We start from the raw sequence: 22,928 nt of genomic DNA on the forward strand, positions 1-22,928 counted from the left end.
TTGCAATCCGTGACTTGATAAAAAAGCACGGATTGCAAATCCGCGCTATCGAAGTAATAAGTATAAGAATGATGATGAAGAATAAATACAATTTTTATGAAATACTCTGAAAAAGATTTTGACATTAAAAGGCTCATACGAAAATTAGATGCCGAATTTATTCTCCAGTTGTTGTTGCTAGAAAAATTGCCACCTTCAATGCAAACTATTTTGGATGCAGAGATAAAAGCGGGAAACAGAATTGTAGATGTTATGGAAGATTATCCAGATCCCATTCGGTCTGCGTTACATTAGGTGAAAAATTTATAGTAAAACATAAAAACTTAGATGAAGGTGAAGTAGAATTTTCCCTTTGCAACGATCCGCATTATTGGTTTGCAGACTATACATCAAAAACATATCCTAAACATCTCATTATTTGTTGAAGCTATGGGAATATTTTTTTACATATTATCACTTATACCTTTCTTTTTTGTCCGATGTCGCGGATTTGCAATCCGTGACTTTACGCTCAATGAAATGTTATCAAAATATTAAAGCTACTTATTGTAAGTAGGAAATAAGCACGGATTGCAAATCCGCGCTATCAAATTGCAAATCCGCGCTATCAACAAACATGCTATCACAAAAAAGAAAATGCTCCCCACACAAAGCAGGAAGCATTTTCAACCCTAATATTTAATATAAGTAAATCATTACAAAGAGACCCCTCGTCTCCATGGAATGAAATCATTCTGATTCAGTAAGTCGGCTTTCGTTTTCACTTCACCGCTTGCCACTTTAATGATGTATTCAAGCAGTTCGTCTGCTGCTTCCGGGATGGTTTTATCTCCGCTGATGACCGTTCCTGCATTGAAATCGATAATATCAGACATTTTTTCAGCTAAAATAGTATTTGAAGAAATTTTAATCACAGGAGCAATCGGATTTCCCATCGGTGTTCCGAGACCTGTGGTGAAAAGCACCACTGTTGCTCCGGAACCGACTAAAGCCGTTGTACATTCGGCATCATTTCCGGGGGTACAAAGCAAATTCAGTCCCGGTCTTGTCGCGTATTCTGTAAAATCCAGAACCTCAACAATTGGAGCAGATCCGCCCTTTTTAGCTGCTCCTGCGGATTTCATGGCATCGGTAATCAAACCGTCTTTGATATTTCCGGGAGACGGATTCATATCGAAACCTGAACCTGCCGCCACAACAGATTTTTCAAAATCTTTCATCAACTGAAGGAATTTCACACCATCTTCATCGTTGATGCAACGGTTCACCAACTCCTGCTCTACTCCGCACAATTCAGGGAATTCAGCAAGCATGGTTGTTCCGCCAACTGCTGCCATAATATCTGAAACCTCACCCAAAACGGGGTTTGCAGAAATTCCGGAGAAACCGTCGGAACCGCCACATTCCAAACCGATATTCAGCTTTGTGATGGGGGCAGGTTTTCTTTCGATATTATTAGCTTGTTTAATTCCTTCATAAGAATCTTTGATCACGCCGGTCAGCATTTCATCAATCGTTCCCGATTTTTGCTGTTCGTAAACAACAATCGGTTTCTTATTATCGGGAGCCAAAGCGTGAAGTGCATCCATAAAAATCTGCACCTGAAGATTCTGACAGCCTAAGCTGAGAACCGTAGCACCGGCAACATTCGGGTTGTTGACATATCCTGCAAACAACCTTCCTAATGCTTCCGCGTCCTGACGAATTCCGCCACAACCGCCTTGATGGGTGATGAATCTTACATCGATATTTTTAAATACTCTGGTGTCTTCTTCCTCTTCCACTGCTGTATCAGAGGTTTCGCCACCATTTAATAATGATCTTAATAAAAGCTGATGTTTACTTGCTTTTTCGTGTAACAGCTCTTTTTCAAAAATATCTTTCAGCGTTTCGATATTTTTGTTTTCGCAGAATACCAAAGGAAAAAACAGCCAGATGTTTTCCGTTCCCACCTGTCCGTCTTCACGGTGGTACCCCATGAAAGTACGGTCTTTCCATCGATCCACATTCGGGGGAGTCCAGCCTAAAGATTCAGTTTTGCCTTCTACTTTTGCGCTTTGGTGTTTTACATTTTCGGTTGTAATTACCTCACCTTTTCTGATGGATTGATTAGCTTTTCCGACAATGACACCATACATGATGATCTGATCTCCTTCTTGAAAATCTACGGCAGCAAATTTATGTTTAGCCTTAATGTCTTTTGCCAACGTATATTCTGCACCGTCAAGATGTACCGATTCTCCGGCAGATAAATCCAGCAACGCTACAATAACGTTGTCTTTAGGATTTACTTTCAGGACTTTCTTTTGCATGATTTTTTAAGAATTGAATTCTACAAAATTGTTATAGGCAGTTTCCATATCATTATGATCGATTTCATACAATGCTTTTGCCACCGCTGTTTTCAGACCTTCAACCTGAGTAAGGTCTCTATCCCAGAAAGATTTTTCAGAAAGTGCCAATTCAGCGACTTTTTCATACTCTTTGTTTGCCCAGACTTCTTTGAATTTAGCTATAATTCCTTCTTCATCATTCAATGGAAGGACTTTTTCGCCAAAACTTCCCTGATAGAATCTGATGAGACTTGCTAAAGAAAAGGTAAGGTTTACCGGCAATTTTCCGTTGTTTTCAACATAGGTAAGTAAACTTGGCAATACTCTTACTTTAAATTTAGATACAAAATATAAAGCAATACTTGCCAAATGATGCTTAATGAAAGGATTTCTGAAACGGTCGAAAACTTCTTCCGCGAATTCTTTAAGTTCAGTTTCATCTAAGCCTAATGTCGGATTCACTTCATTAAAAATGGAATCCTTCAGGAACTTTCCGATAAATTGGTCATCCACAGATTCTTTAACTGTTTCTTTTCCCGATAAAATTGCCGGAGCCAACATTAAAGTATGACCGCCATTCAGAATTCTGACTTTTCTTAAACGGTATGGCTGAATATCATCCACCACCAAAATCTGCTCGTTGATTTTGTTGAACGGAATTCTATCATTTAAATTTCCGGCTTCCTGAATGACAAAAAGAAGGAATGTTTCTGAAACCACCATCATCTGATCTTCATAATCCAGCCGATCTTCATAAGATTCTGCATCATCTTTCGGATAGCCCGGAACAATTCTGTCGACCAAAGTATTATGGAAATAATTGTTTTGATGAATCCACTCCGCAAATGCATCTTCTAAATTCCAGAGTTGAGCATATTTGATGATAATATCTCTTAAAACAAATGCATTATCTTCAATTAATTCGCAGGGAATAATTCTCAATCCTTTATCTGACGCTCCATTGAAGTATTTAAATCTTTCGTAAAGTAAAACTGCTACTTTCGCAGGGAAATTTTTGTGCGGGCCTTGGTAAGAGGTTTCCGTTTCGTCAAAAGCAATTCCTGTTTCCGTGGTATTGGAAAATACAAATTCCAGCTCTTCTTCTTTCGCCAAAGCTAAAAAATCTTCGTAATCAGAATATGGATTAACTGATTTCTGAATGGCAGAAATAACGTGCTTTTCATCAACAATTTCTCCTTTTTTAATTCCTCTCGTGAAAAGGGTGTATAAATTATCCTGCTCTTCCATTTTCTGAATAGAGCCGTTTGGCGTTGCCTGTAAATTGACAATACCCCCTTTCCAGTCGGTTTCTTTATTTAATTTATCAATTACATAATCTGTGAATCCACGCATGAAATTTCCGCCGCCAAACTGGACGATTTTAATGGGAAGTTTTTCCTGAGTATTGTTTAATTCACGATTTAATTTTTGTTTTATCTGATTTTCCATTTTTCTAATATTGCTGCACTGGCTTTGGTTTGTTTTAAACGCAAAGACCGCAAAGTTTTTTTTGACTACTGACTGTTTTTAAGTTCGCAAAGGCGTTTCACTTAAATAAGATGACTAAGAGTTTATTTACTTTCTGTATATTTTAACCATTAAGATTTATTAAGGATTTAAGAAAAGTTAAGGGAAATAAATTTCGTAAGATTGAATTTAATCTGCCTGTAAATTCTTAATTCTTCTTAACTTCTTATCTATTCTTAATGGTTTAATTTTTTACGATGACTTGGAGTTTTGAACACAAAGTCCGCAAAGATTTTTTTAATATCTCATGTATATTTTTAAGTTCGCAAAGGCGTTCTACTTAGTAAAGGATTCAAAGTTTTTATTTGAACTGGTAAGAGTTCTTTTAAAATTTCATCAAAATTTATTTACTGATCACTTTGTATTTAGGAACCAGTGTTTTCATTACAGTCCAGGCAATAAGGTACGCTACGGCGCAGATTGAGAAAATAATCATGTAGCCTTTATCAATTCCGTCTTTAACGATTGCTCCGGATTTTTCCAATTGTTCAAAAAATCCATCCGGTAATCTTTCGTTGATGTATTGAGGATATTTTTCCAGTAAAGGAACTCCGTCTACGGTTGTCCAAGCTTTGTGAGCGTGATCAAATAATAATCCAGAAGATTTATTAATTAAAAAAGAACCGATTCCGCCTGCCATTCCGCCAATTCCGGTAATGGTAGCAATGGCTTTTTTAGGGAACATATCGCCGACCGTTGAGAAAATATTTGCCGACCAAGCCTGATGTGCAGCTCCGGCAATTCCGATAATCAAAACAGGAATCCAATACGTTGCCGAACCTAAAGGTTGTGCCAAAAGTGCCAAAAGCGGAAAAAATGCGAAGATCAACATGGCTTTCATTCTTCCCGAATAGGCGTTCATTCCTTTCTTTTCAACAAAATATTTTGGAAGCCATCCTCCGATAATGGAGAATAAAGTGATCATATACAATACAAATAACGGGAATGCACTTTGCGTAGAATCCATTTTGTAAACGGAACTTAAATACGCCGGAGTCCAGAATAAAAAGAACCACCAAACACCATCCGTCATGAATTTTCCAAAAGCAAATGCCCACGTCTGTTTATAACTGAAACATTCTTTGAACGTGAATTTCCGTTCTTCTGTTGTTACCGTATTTTCCTCAACAGCAGCATCTTCTTGATCCTGATTAATATACGTAAGCTCATGTTCATTCACTTTATGATGCTGATGGGGTTTTTTGTAGTAAAATACCCAAAGTCCCATCCATACAAATCCCAAAGCACCAATGATGATGAACGCCCATTCCCAACCCATCGATTTGGCAATGAAAGGAATTGTAACGGGTGCTGCCAAAGCTCCCACCGTTGCTCCTGCGTTCCAGATACTTGTAGAAAATGCTCTGTCTTTTTTAGGAAAATATTCTGCGGTTGTTTTAATTGCTGCTGGAAAATTTCCCGCTTCACCAATTGCCAAAACGAAACGTGCAAAAATGAACAACGTAACACTTGTACTGATGATCGCAGAAGTATTGGAAACTGTAGAAATCAATTCTTTAGATCCCTGAAAACCTGCAAACCAGTTTCCGGTAAGAATTCCTGAGGTAGCGATTCCGCAAAAAGCGTGTAGAACTGCACCGACTGACCAAACTCCGATTGCCCAAAGGAAACCTTTTTTGGTATCCATCCAGTCGACAAATTTCCCAGCGAAAAGCATTCCTACTGCATAGAAAATGGAAAACAGCGCAGTGATATTTCCGTAATCGTTATTGTTCCAGTGAAATTCAGGAGCAATGAAATCTTTCCATGTTAATGATAAAACCTGCCGATCCAGATAATTAATGGTCGTCGCTATAAACAGCAGCGAGCATATCGTCCATCTGAATGCACTTGGTTTAAGAGATTTAACCGAACTCATACTTGTTTAGAATTTAGTTATTTTTTGTTTTAATTTTTAATGATGCGTTTTTTTTAACGCAGAGAGCGCAAAGATTTTCTTTTTAAACTTCATGTATATTTAAGTTCGCAAAGGTACTTCGACAAGCTCAGCATAAACTATTCACTCAGCGAAGCTATGTATTGCGTTATTTTTCATTATTACTTTAAAGTTTGGATGATTTCCAAAACTTTTTTTGTTTCATTTTCAATGGTTACGTAATCTTTTGCAGCCATGAGATCTTTGCTGATGAGTTTACTTCCCATTCCTACCGCAGAAACTCCGGCTTTGAACCAGCTTTCAATGCTTTCTTTCGTGGTATCTACTCCACCGGTCGGCATGAATTTCAGATTCGGGAAAACATCTTTGATGGCACTCATAAATCCTGCTCCTAAAGCATTTCCGGGGAATAGTTTTACAAATGTTACTCCTGCCGCTTCTGCGGTGATAATTTCAGTCGGCGTCATGCAACCCGGACTGTACAATACGTCTTTCGGAACTAAAAATGCGGCAACTTCAGCTACAAAACCCGGACTAATAAAGAAATCTGCTCCAACTTTGTAATATTCTTCCGCTTGTTGTAAATTTTTAATGGTTCCGATTCCCAGAAGCATTTCCGGCATCTCCGCGTTGCGGATCTCTATCATTTTTTTAAAATTGCTTAATGCAGATTCTCCGCGGCTGGTATATTCTACTGCGCGAATCCCTGCTTTGTAAAGCGATTTCAGTATGTTTATGGTTACCGTTTCATCATCATTATAATACAAAGGCAAAATCCCCTGATTAACGATGGCGTTGGTAACGGTTTGAATTTTTGTCATTTTGTTTGAATTATCTTGTTTAAAAATAATTTTTAATAAGATTAAGTCTATCCTTTAGTCTACTGTAACTTCAGCACCTCTTTATTTTTAACGCAAAGGGCTCGAAGATTTTCTTTTTAAAACTCGATGTATATTTTTAAGTTCGCAAAGGCGTTTCACTTAAATAAGATCACTAAGTTTTTTGATTTAATTCTAAAAAGAATCGCTATAAACTACAAACCAGCAACTAAAAACTATTATCTCTTGATCCTTCCTCCGGAATTTCCTGCCATTACTTCTAGAATGTCTTCTGCGCTGCAATAGTTAATGTCTCCTAAAATCGTGTGTTTGATCGCACAGGCTGCGTTGGCAAAATTCAAAGCCTTTTCGTCGTCGAAATTTTTTAAGCCATAAATTAAACCCGCTGCGAAAGCATCTCCTGTTCCGATTCTATCGACTACATTGTCTATTTCTAAAAATTGGGTTTCAAAATAATTTCCATTGACTAAAGCTCTTCCCTGTGTCTGCTGAGAACTTGCCGTAACCCCGATTCTTATTTTGTCGAAAATTTTATGAATGGACGGACATTGTCTTTTTAATTCTTCACAGGCTTCTAAGAATCCGTTTTTATCTGTTGAAAACTGAGTCCCTAAGATTTCGTTGATTTCATTTACTCCACCAATAAAGATGGTTGATAGAGAAACCAGTTCTTTCAACACTTCGTTTCCGTTTTTTCCGTATTTCCAAAGGTTGGAACGGTAAGCGGGATCGGTTGTTACTTCAATTCCCAATTCAAGGGCGGTTTTCAAACCTTCTTTCAAACTTAAATAAGCTGATTCCGAAATTCCGGGACTGATTCCTGTCCAGTGAAAATAATCGCAGTCTTCCAAAGCTTTTTTCCAGTCGATTTTCTCTGCTTCTATGTTGGCAAATGAACCATTTAAACGGTTATAAGCAATTCTGCTTGCCCGAACTGATGATCCTACTTCTAAGAAATACAAACCTAAAGGATGTTCATTTTTAGAAATAAAATTGGCGTCAATTCCGAAACTTTTGACAAAAGATAAAGCTGATTCTCCAACGAAATCGTCCGAAACTGCACTTACATGTTTTACTTCGCAACCCATCGTTGCTAATGAAGAAGCGACATTAAGCTCTGTTCCGCCGAAGAAAAATTCCATTTCATGGCTCTGCTTCATGGTTCTGTTTCCGGGAGGGGAAAGCCGCATAATGATTTCACCGAAAGTAAGTATTTTGCTAACCATATTTTAATAAATACTCTTTTTAATATCTGCTGTTATTTTAACGCAAGGTGCGCTAAGATTTTCTTTTTAAAACTCGATGTATATTTTTAAGTTCGCAAAGGCGTTCTACTCAGCCAAGCTCACAAAAATTTTTCAAGTTTAGAAAAAGGCGGATATGTAATTATTGTTTATTTAAACCATTAAGATTTACTAAGGAGTTGAGAATAGTTAAGTTTTAGCATCGCTTTAAGCAATCTGCTTAATAAAATCTAAGATTTTAAGCTTAAAAAACCTTAACTCCTTAATTGTCCTGAATGGTTTAAAATATTTTTTATTTCTCGCTGATTTTACAAATCTGGCAGATAATTATGTTATAAAAATCCGCGTAATCTGCAAGGTTTTTAATTTCAATCATTAAGATGTTATTAAGGAGTTTAGAAAAATTAAGTTGAGCTTCGCTTTAAGTGCTTTTGCTGAATTAAAATCTTTGATTTTACCTTAATCAAAACTTAACTTCTTAATTCTCCTTAATGGTTTAAATTTTTTTTTATGTATCCCGAAGATTTAGCTGATAACGCAGATCATTTAAATCTACAAAATTTGCTCAATCTGCAAGGTTTTTAATTTTAACCATTAAGATTTATTTAAGGAGTTTAGAAAAATTAAGTGAGCTTCGCTTTAAGTATTCTTGCTGAATTAAAATCTTTGATTTTATCTTAATCGAAACTTAACTTCTTAATTCTCCTTAATGGTTTAATTTTTTTTTATGTCTCCCGCAGATTTAACTGATAATGCAGATCATTTTAAATCTGCAAAATTTGCTCAATCTGCGAGAAATTTACTCTTATTTAAATTTAAAAATCAAAATAATTTTTAGCATTATGGTAACAGATATCGGAAATAATTTTTCCAACGTGTTCCATATCCTGTGGCAATTCGCCGTTTTTCATTTCTTCTCCGAAAAGATTACAAAGCACTCTTCTGAAATATTCGTGTCTCGGGAAAGAAAGGAAACTTCTTGAATCGGTTAACATCCCTACGAAACAGCTTATCAATCCCATGTTTGAAAGCGCGTTCATCTGTTTGATCATTCCGTCTTTCTGGTCTAAAAACCACCATCCTGAACCAAATTGTACTTTTCCTTTAATACTTCCATCGTTGAAATTTCCGATCATCGTTGCGAAAATTTCGTTGTCGGCAGGATTTAAATTGTATAAAATAGTCTTCGTTAATTTGTCTTTTCCGTCTAAAGCGTTTAATAATTTAGACAAAGTTTCAGCCTGAACGAAGTCACCGATAGAGTCCCATCCTGTATCGGGACCGAGAATTCTGTGCATTCTTTCGTTATTGTTTCTCAAAGCTCCCAAATGGAACTGCTGAACCCATCCAAATTTGTGATACGCTTCTCCTAAGAACAGTAAAATGGTTGTTTTAAACTGATTAACCTGTTTTTCGGCAATTACTTTTCCTGAAATTTTATCATTGAAAATGGAACTTACTTCCGCTTCTGTAGCTTCTTCAAAAGAAATATTGTTCAGTCCGTGGTCGCATAATCTGCATCCGTTCTCGTGGAAATATTCAATTCTTTTTAATAATGCATCGCACAAAGTCTGGTAAGAATTGATCTCAATTCCTGCCGATTCGCCTAATTTGGCAATATAATCTGCAAAGTTGTGGTTTTCAATTAAAATTGCTTTATCGGGACGGAACGCTGTACTTACTCTCACTTTCCAGCCGCTTTTTGCCAGATCCTGATGATAATTCAAAATATCTGTTGGATCTTCTGTTGTACATAGAGATTCCACATTCATCATCTCCAATAAACCTCTTGTTGATTTTTCGGGAGTCTGCAACTGAGCGTTGATGTTATCGTAAATTTCTGAAGCGTTGTTTTCATTCAGCAATTCATCAATTCCGAAATATCTTTTCAGTTCTAAATGCGTCCAGTGATACAGAGGATTTCTTAATGTATACGGAACCGTTTTAGCCCACGCTTCAAATTTTTCTTTATCTGAAGAATCTCCGGTAATGAATTTTTCGTTCACGCCCATTGTACGCATTGCTCTCCATTTGTAATGATCGCCCGCAATCCAGACTTTAGAAATATTATCAAAAACCGTGTTTTCTGCAATATCTTTAGGAGTCAAATGATTATGATAATCGATGATCGGCTGTTTTTCTGCGTAGTTGAAGTATAATTCTTCAGCGTATTTATTTTGTAATAAAAAGGTATCTGTAATAAAAGATTTCATTCTTAAAGTTCTAGTGTTATTCATTAGCAGGCTTTCCGATGGTTGCTAAAATTCCGCCATCAACGTAAATAATCTGTCCGTTGATGAATTTACTTGCATCTGAAGCTAAAAATATAGCCGTTCCTGCAAGGTCTTCCGGATTTCCCCATCTTCCTTCCGGAGTTCTGCTGATGATAAATTCGTTGAACGGATTTCCGTCCACTCTGATTGGTTCTGTCTGCGACGTTGCAAAATATCCGGGACCGATTCCGTTTACCTGAATATTATGTTTCGCCCATTCTGTTGCTAAATTTTTGGTGAGCATTTTAAGTCCGCCTTTTGCCGAAGCATATGCGACAACGTTATCGCGTCCCAACTCACTCATCATCGAGCAGATGTTGATGATTTTTCCGGATTTTCTCTTGATCATGTATTTCCCCACTAATTTAGACATGATGAAAGGTCCGGTAAGGTCTACATCGATTACTTTTCTAAAGTCTTCCACCTCCATATCAATTGCCGGAATGCGTTTGATGATTCCTGCATTGTTTACAAGGATGTCTATTTTTCCATGAGCAGCTTCCATTAAGGCTACTTTCTGGGCGGCTTCCCGTTCGTCGGTTACATCGAAAATATATCCGGTCACTTTGTATCCTTTGGAATGATAATATTCCAGTGCTTCGTCTAATTTTTTCGGTGTAGTACTTGTGATCGCCAGTTCGGCTCCCGCTGCGGCAAGACCTTCTGCCATTGCCATTCCCAATCCGTGAGTTCCGCCTGTAACAACGGCAACTTTACCGGATAAATCGAATAATTTCATGTAGAAAAATTACTTGAGTTCGTTAGTTTTTACAGCATCCATATCGCCATAGTCCATGTTTTCTCCCGCCATTCCCCAAATGAAAGTGTAATTGGAAGTTCCAACTCCTGAGTGAATGGACCATTCGGGAGAAAGTACGGCTTCGTTGTTTTTCATAAAGATATGACGCGTTTCATGAGGCTGACCCAGAAAATGACTTACCGCCTGACCTTCTTCCAGATCAAAATAGAAATAAGCTTCCATTCTTCTGGTGTGTGTATGAGAAGGCATCGTGTTCCAGACACTTCCTTCGTGCAGTTCCGTCATTCCCATCTGTAATTGGCAGGTTTCCAGTACGCTATTGACAATCAGTTTATTAATTGTTCTTTTGTTTGCGTATTTTGTTTCGCCCAGTTCTACAATTTCAGCTTCGTTCTTTGTAATTTTCTTTGTAGGATACGAATGATGAGCGGACGCAGAATTGAAATAAAATAAAGTCTGCCCATCATTTCCGTTTTCAAAAACCACATCTTTGGCTCCTTTTCCGATGTATAGAGCTTCTTTGTTTGCCAGTTCGAAAACTTCGCCATCAACAGTTACCTTTCCGGCTGCTCCTACGTTGATGATTCCCAGTTCTCTTCTGTCAAGGAAATTTTCAGCTTTCAAATCGTCTGTCGGTTCCAGCTTCAATGGGCTTTTCACAGGCATTGCACCTCCGACAATCATTCTGTCGTACATAGAATATACTACATTGATCTGATCTTCATGGAATAAGTTATTCATGAGAAATTCCCTTCTTAAATCCTCGGTTGTATATTTTTTTACATCTTCGGGATGATGGGCGTAACGAAACTCAGATTTTGTCATCTTCTTTTATATTCATTTTTGCGGTTTTGATAAAACCGGTTAAACATTGTGTAATCGATTGCATAAATCACACTAAAAACTTTTAGAAATACTTTCGGGATAAATATATAATTAATATTCAAATGATCAATAAAAATTTAATAAAATATTATAAAATACTATTTTTCAATACTTTAAATGATAAATTAAATCTATAAGTTACTAAATTACGATCAAAAATTTAATGATTATTTAACCAAATGCATACATCAGGAATTATCTAAAATTAAATTTGAAGATAAAAGCTGTTAGATTTTAACAATATTGATTTTGTAATAATAATTCAAAATCAATTTATTCTATACATCTAATGCAGATAAAAATTATCACTGAAAAATTGTATTGTAAATTCAGGCTTAAAAAACTGATAAAAATCAGTAAAATGTCTTATTTTGTGGTTCTTGGTGATGAATTTGGGGAAATCTGAAGCTTCAAAATCGCTCATATTTTAAGTTTTTTTTAAGTTATTCCATCATCAGAACAGAAAAATCTGAACCAAAACCAAAAGACTATTAAACGAAATAATACACTGATTAACAATTATTTAATATTTAAAAATTAATTATAAATTACAGCAATTCTTTTCAAATTAATGAAAAAATAATATTTTTTTCTTTGCATATTCAAAAATAATATTAGTTTAGGAGCGATAATATTTTGAATTGAAAAATTACGCAATCGATTGCACTAAGGAAAGTGTATTTTTTCTGAAAATATAAACCACAAAAAACAGTAGAATACTTCCAAGATCCACCAATGAAGACAAAGATTGAAAAAAGACTTTCAACCAAAATTAAAACTATAAGGATACAAAATGGATAAAAAAGTACAATCAGTAAAGTGGTTATATCTAACTGTCTTTCTACTTCCTGTCCTTGCAATGGCTCAAGAAAAAGAAACGAAGGAAAAAGAAACCAAAATCGACGAAGTGGTTTTGGTGGGATACACAAAAGTTTCTAAAAAAGACGTTACCAATGCTGTTTCTTCTGTAAAAGCAGAAGCTATAAAAGATATGCCTTCTACTAATGCTGCAGAAGCAATACAGGGAAGAATGGCGGGAGTACAGGTGTCTCTGAGTGAAGGTTCACCGGGAGCCGATGTAGATATTGTAGTAAGAGGAGGAAACTCTATTACAGGGAGCAATGCTCCATTATATATTGTAGACGGTGTACAGATGGATAATGCGCTTACTATTCTATCGCCTAAGGAAATTCAATCGATTGAAGTGTTAAAAGATGCTTCATCCACGAGTATTTACGGAGCAAGAGGAGCCAATGGTGTTGTCCTTATTACGACGAAAGGCGGTCGTAAGAGAGCAAAAACATCAATTAATTACAACGGATTTTTAGGGGTAAGAAAAATTCAGAATACGATAGATGTTCTGGATCCTTACCAATATGTTCTGTATCAGTATGAAGTATACAATAAGGGCGGTGTACAGACTGATATTGATGCATTCAAAGCGAGATACGGAACTTTTGCAGATCTGGAAAAGTACAAATCTGTAAAAAAGAGAGACTGGCAGGATGAAGTTTTCGGAAGAGAGGCATTCAATTTTACGCATAATCTTTCCGTAACAGGAGGATCTGATAATTCTTCTTTCTCCTTATCCTTAAATAATGTACAGGAAGACGGAATTATGATCGGTTCCGGATTCAAAAGAAATATGGCAAACTTTAAGTATGATTATGATGTTTCGAAAAAAATCAGCATCACATTAAATGCCAGATACAGCCGCCAGATGATCTACGGAGCAGGAACTTCTTCCACCGGTTCGCAAAGTACCAACAGACTGAGAAATGCTGTGAGATATCAGCCATTTGAAGGCGGTTCCAATGTAAACGTAGATGAATTTGATCCTTTATTTGCCAACGAAACCAACCTTGTAAATCCTATCCTTTTAGCAAACAGCGAGGTAAAGGAAAACGGAAGAAACGACCTTCTTTTAAATGGAATCATCGAATACAGAATCAATAAAGATTTCACTTTCAGAAGTGTGATCGGATATGTACAGAGAGATGAAATGGTAAATCAGTTTTCCGGACCGGTTACTTCTCTTGCAAGACAAAACAACGATCAGCCTGTTGTTTTCCTTAGCAAGGCTCAATCCAGAAGAATTACGAATACCAATACATTAAATTTCAGAAAAACTTTCGGAAATCATAAGCTGGATCTATTGGCAGGACAGGAAACCGTAAAAACGGATGCAGAATCTTTAACGATGAACATCAAATGGTTCCCGAAATCCATCAGCGCAGAAGAGGCATTTGCCAATATTCAGGCGGCTTCTCCTCCATCGGGACAGGTTCAGGATATTCCGAAAACAAACGTTTTACCGGATCGTCTGGTTTCATTTTTTGCAAGAGCCAACTATATTTTTAACAACAAATATATCTTTACTGCTTCCATGAGAGCGGATGGTTCCAGTGTATTCGGACCCGGAAACCGATGGGGTTATTTTCCGGCGGCTTCAGTTGCATGGAAAGTAAATGAAGAAAATTTCCTGAAAGACAGTAAAGTAGTGAGCGAATTAAAACTTCGTGCAGGATACGGTTTATCCGGAAACAACAGAATACCGGCATTTTTATACAGTACGTTTTTCACAACATCATCAGATTACGGGTATGCATTCGGGAACAATGTAACACCGGGAGCTACAACAGGAGCGATTATGTCTAATCTTAATGTAAAGTGGGAATCGGCAGCTTCTAAAAATATCGGGGTAGATTTTGGATTATTCAACGGAAGAGTTTACGGAACGGTAGATGTTTATCAAACCGATACAAAAAATCTTTTGTTGCTGGCTAAAATTCCTCAGACTTCAGGATATGAATACCAATATCAAAACTCTGGAAGTACATCCAATAAAGGAATTGAATTTTCTGTAGGCGCTGCGATCATCAACAAAGAAAACTTTAACTGGAAAATTGATGCGAATTTATCTTCCAACAAAAACGTGATCAAAAGTTTAGGAAACAGTGCTTCCGCAAGTGCAAGTTCTTATCTATACCCTTCAGGATGGCAAAACAACCTGAACGATTTCCTTGTACAGGTCGGAAAACCGGTAGGAACATATTGGGGATATATTACCGCAGGAAGATATGAAGTAAGCGATTTCGATTATAATCCTACCACTCAGGTTTATACTTTAAAAGCAGGAATCCCGAGTTCTGCAGCAGCAGCAAACGGAGCGAAAGCTGTACAACCGGGAGATCTTAAACTTACAGACCTTAACGGTGACGGAATTATTGATAATAAAGATATGACGGATCTGGGAAGCGCACAACCGAAGTTTTACGGAGGTTTCAACCAGACCTTCCGCTACAAAAACTGGGATATGAGCCTAATGTTCAATTTCTCTGTAGGAAATAAAGTATATAACGCAAACAAAATAGAATATTCTACACAGTATCTTTACCGGGACAACAATATGCTGGCTGAAGTTGCCAACCGATGGAGATGGTTTGATGATGCAGGAAATAAAGTGAATGATCCTACTGCTCTTGCCGCTTTAAATGCCAATACAACAGGATTTACACCTCCTGCAGGAGCTTACTTCCTTCATTCGTATGCTATCGAAGACGGTTCTTTCCTGAGACTGAACAACGTTACAATAGGATATTCTTTAGGAAAAGATTTCACCAAACAATTGGGATTATCCAATTTCAGATTGTATTTTACGATGAACAATCTGTTCACGATTACAGGGTATTCCGGGTATGATCCTGAAGCCAACACAAGAAGAAATCCTTTAACACCGGGGGTAGATTATGCAGCATATCCGCGAAGCAGATTTATTTTATCAGGAGTTGATATCACTTTTTAAACCTAATATTATGAAGAAAAATAAATTTTTAGCCATTCTTTTTTCTGTCATCGGAATATTTTCTCTGAATTCTCTTAATTCCTGCGAAGAATATTTAGATGTAGAAAGCTTATCCAATACTTCAGAAAAACAGCAGTTTGATTCCGCAGCAGATACCTTCTCTGCTTTAGTCGGAGTCTATAATGCAACCATGGGAGACAACACCTACGGACAGAGAATGAACCTGATTCTTTCTCAATCCGGAGACGACATGAGAACTTCGGGAGATTATAACGCAAACGACCGAAGAGGGGTAAGCTGTTTCGGAGCGATTCCAACAAATACAGAACTTTTAAGACCGTTCTTAGATACGTACGCTGGAATCGAAAGAGCCAATCTGGTGATCAAGAACATTCCGCTTTCTCCTGTGTATCAGACGGGTTCAGCGGCGGATAAAAAACTAATGGACAGATATTTGGGAGAAGCTTTAACTTTAAGAGCACACTTCTATCATGATCTGATCAAAAACTGGGGCGATGTTCCTTTTCAGGATGTTCCTTCTGCTGATCTTCCGAGCGTGTATCTGCCAAAAACAGACAGAGATGTTATTTATGATAAAATTCTGGACGATCTTTTAAAAGCGGAAAGTTTAGTTCCGTGGAGATCCGAAGGCGGAACTACCGCTCAGAGAATTTCGAAAGCAGCCGTAAAAGGATTACGAGCAAGAATTGCACTGGCAAGAGCCGGATATTCATTAAGAAGAAGCCCGCAACAGATGATGCAGGGCTCCAATCCTCAGAAATATTATCAGATTGCTTATGACGAATGTAAAGACATCATCAATTCCGGGCAGCATCAGTTGAATCCGAGTTATGAAGGATTATTCAGATCACTGCATACCAACAGCGCAGATACATCCAACGAAGTAATTTATGCCATCGGAGCTTTCGGGGGAAACTCCAGAACAGACAGTAAAATAGGATATTACAACGGTTTAAGACATGATGATACCGACTGGAAATCTTCCGGAGGAGTCAGCGCAATCCCTGTTTATTTTTATGAATTTACAAAGTATGACCTGAGAAGAGATGTAAATATTGCCATCTTCAGGGTAAATACTTCAAAGCAGGAAGAGCTTCAGACTTCCATCAACTGGAACGACGGAAAATTCAGAAAATCGTGGACTTCCATCACAGGAACTTCACAAAACCTTGGAATCGACTGGCCTTTGCTGAGATATGCAGATATTTTATTAATGTTTGCCGAAGCAGATAATGAGCTTAATAACGGTCCATCTGCACAGGCAGTGAATGCAGTTCTTTCAGTAAGACAGAGAGCATATGCAGGAAATTTAAGTCAGGTAGGAACTATTCCGACCGACAAAACAGGATTCTTTAATTATATCGTTAAAGAAAGACAACTGGAATTCGGAGGTGAAAGTCTTAGAAAATACGATCTGATCCGCTGGAATCTTTTAGAAACGAAAATCAACGAAACAAGAGCTAAACTTACCCAGTTTATGAACGGTACAGGAGCTTATGCCAACGTTCCGGAATACATCTTCTACAAAAAAGTAGCCTATAACAAAGACAGAACAGCACAGCAAAACGTTTCGGATATCGATTTCTACACAGCAACAGGAGTTGCCAAAGCAGATATTTTCTACAGCCCGAACCAAAGTGTTGCAACGCCTTCCGGATACACAAAAGTAAACTGGAGACTGGCAATGACGCAGCCTTACATCAGTGGAGATCCTGTGAAAAGTTATGCCTATTATTTCCAGGCTAACAGAAAGGAATTACTGCCGATTGCTTTAGACGTAATCAACTCCAATTATAATCTTACGCAGGATTATGGATATTAGAAAATAGTTCACATTCATATCAGAAAAATACAGGCTTCATCTCCAAAGTGGAGTCTGTATTTTAATCAAAAAATTTTCAATGAAAGCTTCCTTTTTTCTTAAAAATTTAAATTCTTTTTTTGCTTTTCTGATCGTATTGCTCAGTTTTCTTTCTTTTAAAGCCAATGATAGAACCATCGTGGTTTCAAAAGACGGAAAAGGAAATTTTTCCACCATTCAGCAAGCCGTCAATGCAGCAGAAAACGGATCTTCCGTAAGAACAAGAATTGTAGTAAAAGAAGGAATTTACAAAGAAAAAATTACCATTCCGGAAACAAAAGGTGCTATTTTGCTCGAAGGTGAAAATCCTGAAAAAACCATCATCACCTACGACGATTTTGCATCAAAAAAGAATCCGGAAGGAAAAGAATTTGGAACTACAGGTTCATCAACGGTTTTTATTTACTCAAATGATTTTACGGCAAAAAATATTTCATTCGAAAACAGTTCAGGAAAAGTAGGACAGGCTGTTGCTGTTTTAACGACGGGCGACCGAATAGCTTTTGAAAACTGCAGATTCTTAGGAAATCAGGACACCTTGTATTTAAAAGGCGTTCAGGATTCATCAGACAAAACAAAGCCTTCCAGAAACTATTTTAAAAACTGCTACATCGAAGGAACAACCGACTATATTTTCGGAGCAGGAACCGCTGTTTTTGAGGACTGCATTATTTATTCCAAAGAATCGGCAAGCTACGTTACCGCGGCTTCTACTCCACAGGAAAACGAATTCGGATTTGTTTTTATCAATTCAAAAATAGAAGGAAACGCAAAAGAAAGTTCAGTCTATTTAGGAAGACCGTGGAGACCTTTTGCCAAGACCGTTTACCTCAATTGTGAAATGAATTCCACCATACAACCGGAAGGATGGCACAACTGGAACAAGCCCGATGCAGAAAAGACCACGTTTTATGCAGAATTTAACTCCAAAGGAAACGGTTCAGATCACTCCAAAAGAGTATCATGGTCGCATCAGCTAACCAAAACCGAGGCAAAAAAATATACAAGAGAACAGGTTTTAAAAGGAAAAGACAACTGGAATCCGCTTATAAATCTTAAGTAAATATTCTAAATACCACAATTTTTATAATGACGGAATGCCCGATGAATGGGAAATTAAAAACAGACTGAATCCTGAAGCTGCCAATGCCAACGGAAAAGATCTGGATAAAAACTATGACAATATTGAAGTTTACTTTGATGATCTCGTGAAAAATATAACCGGACAACAATAAAAGCAAATAACCATGAAAACTTTTATTGAAAACAGTGATCTAATAAAATGTATATGAAATTGAATGTATTTAAAATAATAGCTGCAGCAGTATTAGTGTCCTCAAATTTTCAGGCTCAGACTTCTGTTATTCAAAAGATCAGAAACAATCCTAAATCTCCGTTCTCTTATGCAGAACTTGCAGTGAAAGAAGGCGGAAAATGGGAAGGCGACAAATACATCGGAGGAACTTTCAAAAACGTTCAGGAACTCATCATTTCGGAATCGCATACCGATCATTCCACCTACATCAGATACGAAGGCATCGGTCTGGAAAACAACCAGATCGGATACCGCTTATATCTCGACTGGAGAAATGCCACGGATATTTTTGGTAAAAAAGTCAATACTTTGGTGTTGCCGGAAGTCGGACAGGACGGTTTTGAATCGTATCATCACGATGCAGCTTGGGGACAGGATATTCTGAAATCCGGACGCACCATCGGAATTGGTTCCTACGGAAGATACGATGAGCAGAATGATTTTGTTGAAACATTTAAAATCGTAAAAAGTACCGCCGCAAAAGTGGTGAATGAAAAAGAACAGTCTTACGCAACCATCGAATACAAAGGCTGGAAAACATGGGGTGATGCCATCGATCTTGCTTCAAAACTTACCATTTTTAATAAAGACCGTTTTGTAAAAGTGGATTTAAATCTCAGCAACTCCATTTCAGGGTTATGCACCGGAATTGTTGCCATAAAAAATATTCCGCTGAAACAGGGAATCAGCAAAAATAAAAAATGGGCTTACATCGCAACTTACGGTAACCAGACCGAAACCAAAAAAGACGACAATCTCGGAATGGCTGTCTTCTACCCTCTTGAAAATTTCGATAAATATTTGAAGACAAAATCTACGCATACTGTAGTTTTCAAGAAGACAAAGAACGTTTCCTATTACTTTTTAGGAGCATGGTCTCTGGAACCGAACGGTTTAAAAACTGAAGAAGCTTTTTATCAGGATTTGGATCAAAAACTGGAAATTTTAGATAAAAATAATCAACTTTAACGTTTACAATCATGAATTTCATTAATCAGCATATCAAACTATTCACCCTTGTCGCTTTAAGTTCGGGAATTTTTTCTACCTGTGCGCAGACAAAAACTCCGGTTAACGCTTCAATTCAGAAACAATCTTCAAATTCCGGAAAAATAGTTCCCCTCAATCTGAAATGGTCCGAAAGAATGATGCTGTCCGAAATGCACCGCTTTCCTGAAGCATGGATGCTGGATTTCAGCAAAACCCCGAAATGGACGTATCCTACTGCCATTGTTCTGGATGGTGCAGAAAAATTATATGCCAAAACAGGTAAAAAAGAATACTACAACTACATCAGCGAATTTGGCGAAAAGCTTATTCAGGAAGACGGAACCATCATTACCTATGAGCTTGATAAGTATAATATCGATATGCTGAACAGCGGAAACGTTCTCCTCTATCTTTACGAAAAAGAAAAAAAAGAAAAATACCTGAAAGCACTTCAAACCCTTCGTCTTCAGATAGATGGACAGCCAAGAACGAAAGAAGGTTCTTTCTGGCACAAAAAGATTTATCCTTATCAGGTATGGTTGGATGGTTTATACATGGGAATGCCTTTCTACACGCATTATACACACGACTTCGTGAAAGGAGCTGATGCGGCAAAAGCGTATGACGACATTCTTTTACAGTTCGATTCTGTTCAGGAGCATCTTCTGGATAAAAAAACAGGTCTTCTTTATCACGCTTGGGACGAAAGCAAAAAAGAAACTTGGGCAGACAAAGAAACCGGACTGTCGAAGAATTTCTGGGGAAGAGCAATGGGATGGTACGGAATGGCAATGGTAGATGTTCTGGATTATCTGCCAAAAGATCATCCCGGAAGACCCAAATTAATTTCTTACATCAAATCCTACACTGATGCCATCATTAAAGTTCAGGATAATAACAGCGGACTGTGGTATCAGGTTTTGAATAAAGCCGGAGAAAAAGGAAATTACACCGAAGCAACTGCCTCATCCATGTTTGTTTACACCATCATCAAATCTGTGAACAACGGTTATCTGCCGAAATCCTATAAAACGTATGCTAAAAAAGGTTACGACGGAATTATTAAAAATTTAATCACTGTTGATGAAAACGGAGTGGTAAATTTAAATAAATGCTGTGCTGTTGCAGGTTTGGGCGGAAAACCTTATCGTGACGGTTCTTACGAATATTACATTAATGAAGAGATTCGTTCCAATGATGCCAAAGGAACAGGGCCATTCATTCTGGCAAGTCTGGAGTTTGAAAAATAATACTTAAAACCATTAAGATGAGGTTAAGAAGAATTTTAAAGTATAGCTAATCCTAACTACACTAAACTCCTTAATAAATCTTAATGGTTAAAAAATGTTCTTATATAATTTCAACAACTATCATTTGCTGAGTAAATAGTTTCTGCTGAGCTTGTTAAAGTACCATTGAGACTGGAAAATATACAGTAAGCAATTAAAAAAAATCTTTCCGCTCATGGCGTTAAAATTTAAACCAGATGAAAAATCTGATGTATGAAAACAAAAAGCATTTTAAATATATTTTCAATAGCCATTTTTTCCATTGCCTCAAATTATTTGAGCGCACAGGAAAAAAACTACGTTTCTGAAGTATGGACCGCCGATCAGGGAAAATACTACAGCAACCCTATCCTTTACGCAGACTATTCCGATCCGGATGTGATTCGTGTGGGAGATGATTATTATATGACGGCTTCAAGTTTCAATGAAACACCCGGTTTGCCGATTCTTCATTCAAAAGATATGGTGAACTGGAAACTGGTGAATTATGCCATTCAGGATATTTTGCCGAAAGAACATTTTTCAACCCCAAAACGAGGCGACGGAGTCTGGGCTCCGAGTATGAGATTCCACAACGGCGAATTTTATATTTACTGGGGCGATCCCGATTTCGGAATCTATATGGTAAAAACCAAAGATCCGCTGGGAAAATGGAACGATCCTGTCTTAGTAATGCAAGGAAAAGGACTGATAGATTCCTGTCCGTTCTGGGATGAAGACGGAAATGCCTATCTTGTTCATGGCTGGGCGGGAAGCCGAGCCGGAGTAAAAAGCATTTTAACATTAAATAAAATGAATCCGGAAGGAACACAAGTGCTGGATAAAGGCATTCATGTTTTCGACGGTCATGATGCTCATCCCACCGTTGAAGGTCCCAAAATGTATAAAAGAAACGGCTATTACTATATTTTTGCTCCGGCGGGCGGCGTTGCTACAGGTTGGCAATTGGTGTTAAGATCAAAAAATATATATGGTCCTTACGAAGAAAAAATTGTGCTGGAACAGGGTTCCACAAAAATAAACGGGCCGCATCAGGGAGCGTGGGTAGATACACCTTCAGGAGAAGACTGGTTTTATCACTTTCAGGATGTGGATGCGGGAGGAAGAATTATCCATCTGCAACCTGTGAAGTGGGAAAAAGACTGGCCTTTTATAGGAATTGACCATAATAAAAACGGAATCGGCGAACCTGTTTTAACGTATAAAAAACCAAACGTAGGACAATCCTATCCTATCGTTACTCCGCCCGAAACCGATGAATTTGATGGTGAAAAATTAGGACTACAATGGCAGTGGAGTGCAAATGAAAATATCGTATGGTCTTCCAAACTTCCCGGACAGAAGTTTTTAAGATTATTCTCCATAAAAGTTCCCGAAAGCGAAAACAACCTTTGGAACGTCCCGAATCTGTTAACTCAGAAATTTCCGGCTCCCAATTTTGCAGCTTCCACAAAAGTTAAATTAACGCCCGAAGAAGCCAAAGAAGGAAAAACTGCAGGACTTTTGGTGATGGGACTTGATCATCAATCCATCGTAATTACCAATAAACCGGATGGATTTTACTTACAGTTAAGAAGAGCCGAAAAAGCAGATAAAGGCGGCGAGGAAAAGATTTTATTTGAAACAAAATTAAAAAGCAACGAAGTCTATCTGAAAGTGAATGTAAACGAGCCGAATGGTTTATGCCAGTTCAGCTACAGCGAAAACGGAAAAAATTTCATCAAAACAGGTGATCTTTTTCAGGCAAAACCCGGAAAATGGATCGGAGCCAAAATTGGACTGTACAGCATCAGTACATCGAAAGCACCTAGAGGCGGATACGCCGATTTTGACTGGTTCAGAATCACCAAGAATTAATTTTTATTTGATTTAAAAAATCTGCGCCATCT

The 22,928-nt window shown here is 37.6% G+C and carries 16 protein-coding genes; 8 read left to right on the forward strand and 8 right to left on the reverse strand.

Features of this window, described 5'->3' with window-relative positions; translation table 11 throughout:
* Positions 1 to 96 precede the first annotated feature (96 nt).
* Positions 97 to 294 carry a hypothetical protein gene (locus QWT87_RS03340; RefSeq protein WP_302713601.1) on the forward strand — a complete coding sequence of 66 codons (198 nt, stop codon included), beginning with the start codon at positions 97 to 99 and terminating at the stop codon, positions 292 to 294.
* A gap of 401 nt (positions 295 to 695) precedes the next feature.
* Here QWT87_RS03340 and QWT87_RS03345 read toward each other — a convergent pair whose 3' ends face one another.
* The 8 genes from QWT87_RS03345 to kduI all read right to left on the reverse strand — a co-directional run bounded on the left by QWT87_RS03345 (position 696) and on the right by kduI (position 11,698).
* Positions 696 to 2,312 carry a UxaA family hydrolase gene (locus QWT87_RS03345; RefSeq protein ID WP_302713603.1) on the reverse strand — a complete coding sequence of 539 codons (1,617 nt, stop codon included), beginning with the start codon at positions 2,310 to 2,312 and terminating at the stop codon, positions 696 to 698.
* A gap of 6 nt (positions 2,313 to 2,318) precedes the next feature.
* Positions 2,319 to 3,782, reverse strand: a complete 1,464-nt coding sequence (locus QWT87_RS03350) for a tagaturonate reductase (protein WP_302713605.1) — start codon at positions 3,780 to 3,782, stop codon at positions 2,319 to 2,321.
* A gap of 421 nt (positions 3,783 to 4,203) precedes the next feature.
* Complete coding sequence (locus QWT87_RS03355) at positions 4,204 to 5,739, reverse strand: MFS transporter (protein WP_302713607.1); 1,536 nt, start codon at positions 5,737 to 5,739, stop codon at positions 4,204 to 4,206.
* 179 nt (positions 5,740 to 5,918) lie between these two features.
* Positions 5,919 to 6,578 (reverse strand): beta/alpha barrel domain-containing protein, encoded by a 660-nt coding sequence (locus QWT87_RS03360; RefSeq protein WP_302713609.1) that lies wholly within the window; start codon positions 6,576 to 6,578, stop codon positions 5,919 to 5,921.
* A gap of 236 nt (positions 6,579 to 6,814) precedes the next feature.
* Positions 6,815 to 7,822, reverse strand: a complete 1,008-nt coding sequence (locus QWT87_RS03365; RefSeq protein WP_302713611.1) for a sugar kinase — start codon at positions 7,820 to 7,822, stop codon at positions 6,815 to 6,817.
* An 833-nt stretch (positions 7,823 to 8,655) separates the two neighbouring features.
* A complete protein-coding gene (gene uxaC / locus QWT87_RS03370) occupies positions 8,656 to 10,077 on the reverse strand; it encodes a glucuronate isomerase (RefSeq protein ID WP_302713613.1) in 1,422 nt (473 codons plus the stop codon).
* Positions 10,070 to 10,852, reverse strand: a complete 783-nt coding sequence (locus tag QWT87_RS03375; protein ID WP_302713615.1) for a gluconate 5-dehydrogenase — start codon at positions 10,850 to 10,852, stop codon at positions 10,070 to 10,072. The genes uxaC and QWT87_RS03375 overlap by 8 nt, the downstream gene beginning before the upstream one ends.
* 9 nt (positions 10,853 to 10,861) lie before the next feature.
* Complete coding sequence (gene kduI, locus QWT87_RS03380) at positions 10,862 to 11,698, reverse strand: 5-dehydro-4-deoxy-D-glucuronate isomerase (RefSeq protein ID WP_302713617.1); 837 nt, start codon at positions 11,696 to 11,698, stop codon at positions 10,862 to 10,864.
* A gap of 919 nt (positions 11,699 to 12,617) precedes the next feature.
* Here kduI and QWT87_RS03385 point away from each other — a divergent pair.
* The 7 genes from QWT87_RS03385 (at position 12,618) to QWT87_RS03415 (ending at position 22,896) form a co-directional block, all read left to right on the forward strand.
* Positions 12,618 to 15,563 carry a SusC/RagA family TonB-linked outer membrane protein gene (locus tag QWT87_RS03385; protein ID WP_302713619.1) on the forward strand — a complete coding sequence of 982 codons (2,946 nt, stop codon included), beginning with the start codon at positions 12,618 to 12,620 and terminating at the stop codon, positions 15,561 to 15,563.
* Between the two features lie 10 nt (positions 15,564 to 15,573).
* Positions 15,574 to 17,406 carry a RagB/SusD family nutrient uptake outer membrane protein gene (locus QWT87_RS03390; RefSeq protein WP_302713621.1) on the forward strand — a complete coding sequence of 611 codons (1,833 nt, stop codon included), beginning with the start codon at positions 15,574 to 15,576 and terminating at the stop codon, positions 17,404 to 17,406.
* A gap of 79 nt (positions 17,407 to 17,485) precedes the next feature.
* A complete protein-coding gene (locus QWT87_RS03395) occupies positions 17,486 to 18,508 on the forward strand; it encodes a pectinesterase family protein (RefSeq protein ID WP_302713623.1) in 1,023 nt (340 codons plus the stop codon).
* Between the two features lie 34 nt (positions 18,509 to 18,542).
* On the forward strand, positions 18,543 to 18,680 hold the full coding sequence (locus tag QWT87_RS03400; RefSeq protein WP_302713625.1) for a hypothetical protein: 138 nt from the start codon (positions 18,543 to 18,545) through the stop codon (positions 18,678 to 18,680).
* Positions 18,681 to 18,733: 53 nt separating this feature from the next.
* Positions 18,734 to 19,729 carry a DUF4861 family protein gene (locus tag QWT87_RS03405; RefSeq protein WP_302713627.1) on the forward strand — a complete coding sequence of 332 codons (996 nt, stop codon included), beginning with the start codon at positions 18,734 to 18,736 and terminating at the stop codon, positions 19,727 to 19,729.
* An 11-nt stretch (positions 19,730 to 19,740) separates the two neighbouring features.
* Positions 19,741 to 21,000 carry a glycoside hydrolase family 88/105 protein gene (locus QWT87_RS03410; protein ID WP_302713629.1) on the forward strand — a complete coding sequence of 420 codons (1,260 nt, stop codon included), beginning with the start codon at positions 19,741 to 19,743 and terminating at the stop codon, positions 20,998 to 21,000.
* A 252-nt stretch (positions 21,001 to 21,252) separates the two neighbouring features.
* Positions 21,253 to 22,896 carry a glycoside hydrolase family 43 protein gene (locus QWT87_RS03415; protein WP_302713631.1) on the forward strand — a complete coding sequence of 548 codons (1,644 nt, stop codon included), beginning with the start codon at positions 21,253 to 21,255 and terminating at the stop codon, positions 22,894 to 22,896.
* The last annotated feature ends 32 nt before the right edge of the window (positions 22,897 to 22,928 follow it).

It is taken from the genome of Chryseobacterium urinae (assembly GCF_030518295.1).
Lineage (GTDB): Bacteria > Bacteroidota > Bacteroidia > Flavobacteriales > Weeksellaceae > Chryseobacterium > Chryseobacterium mucoviscidosis.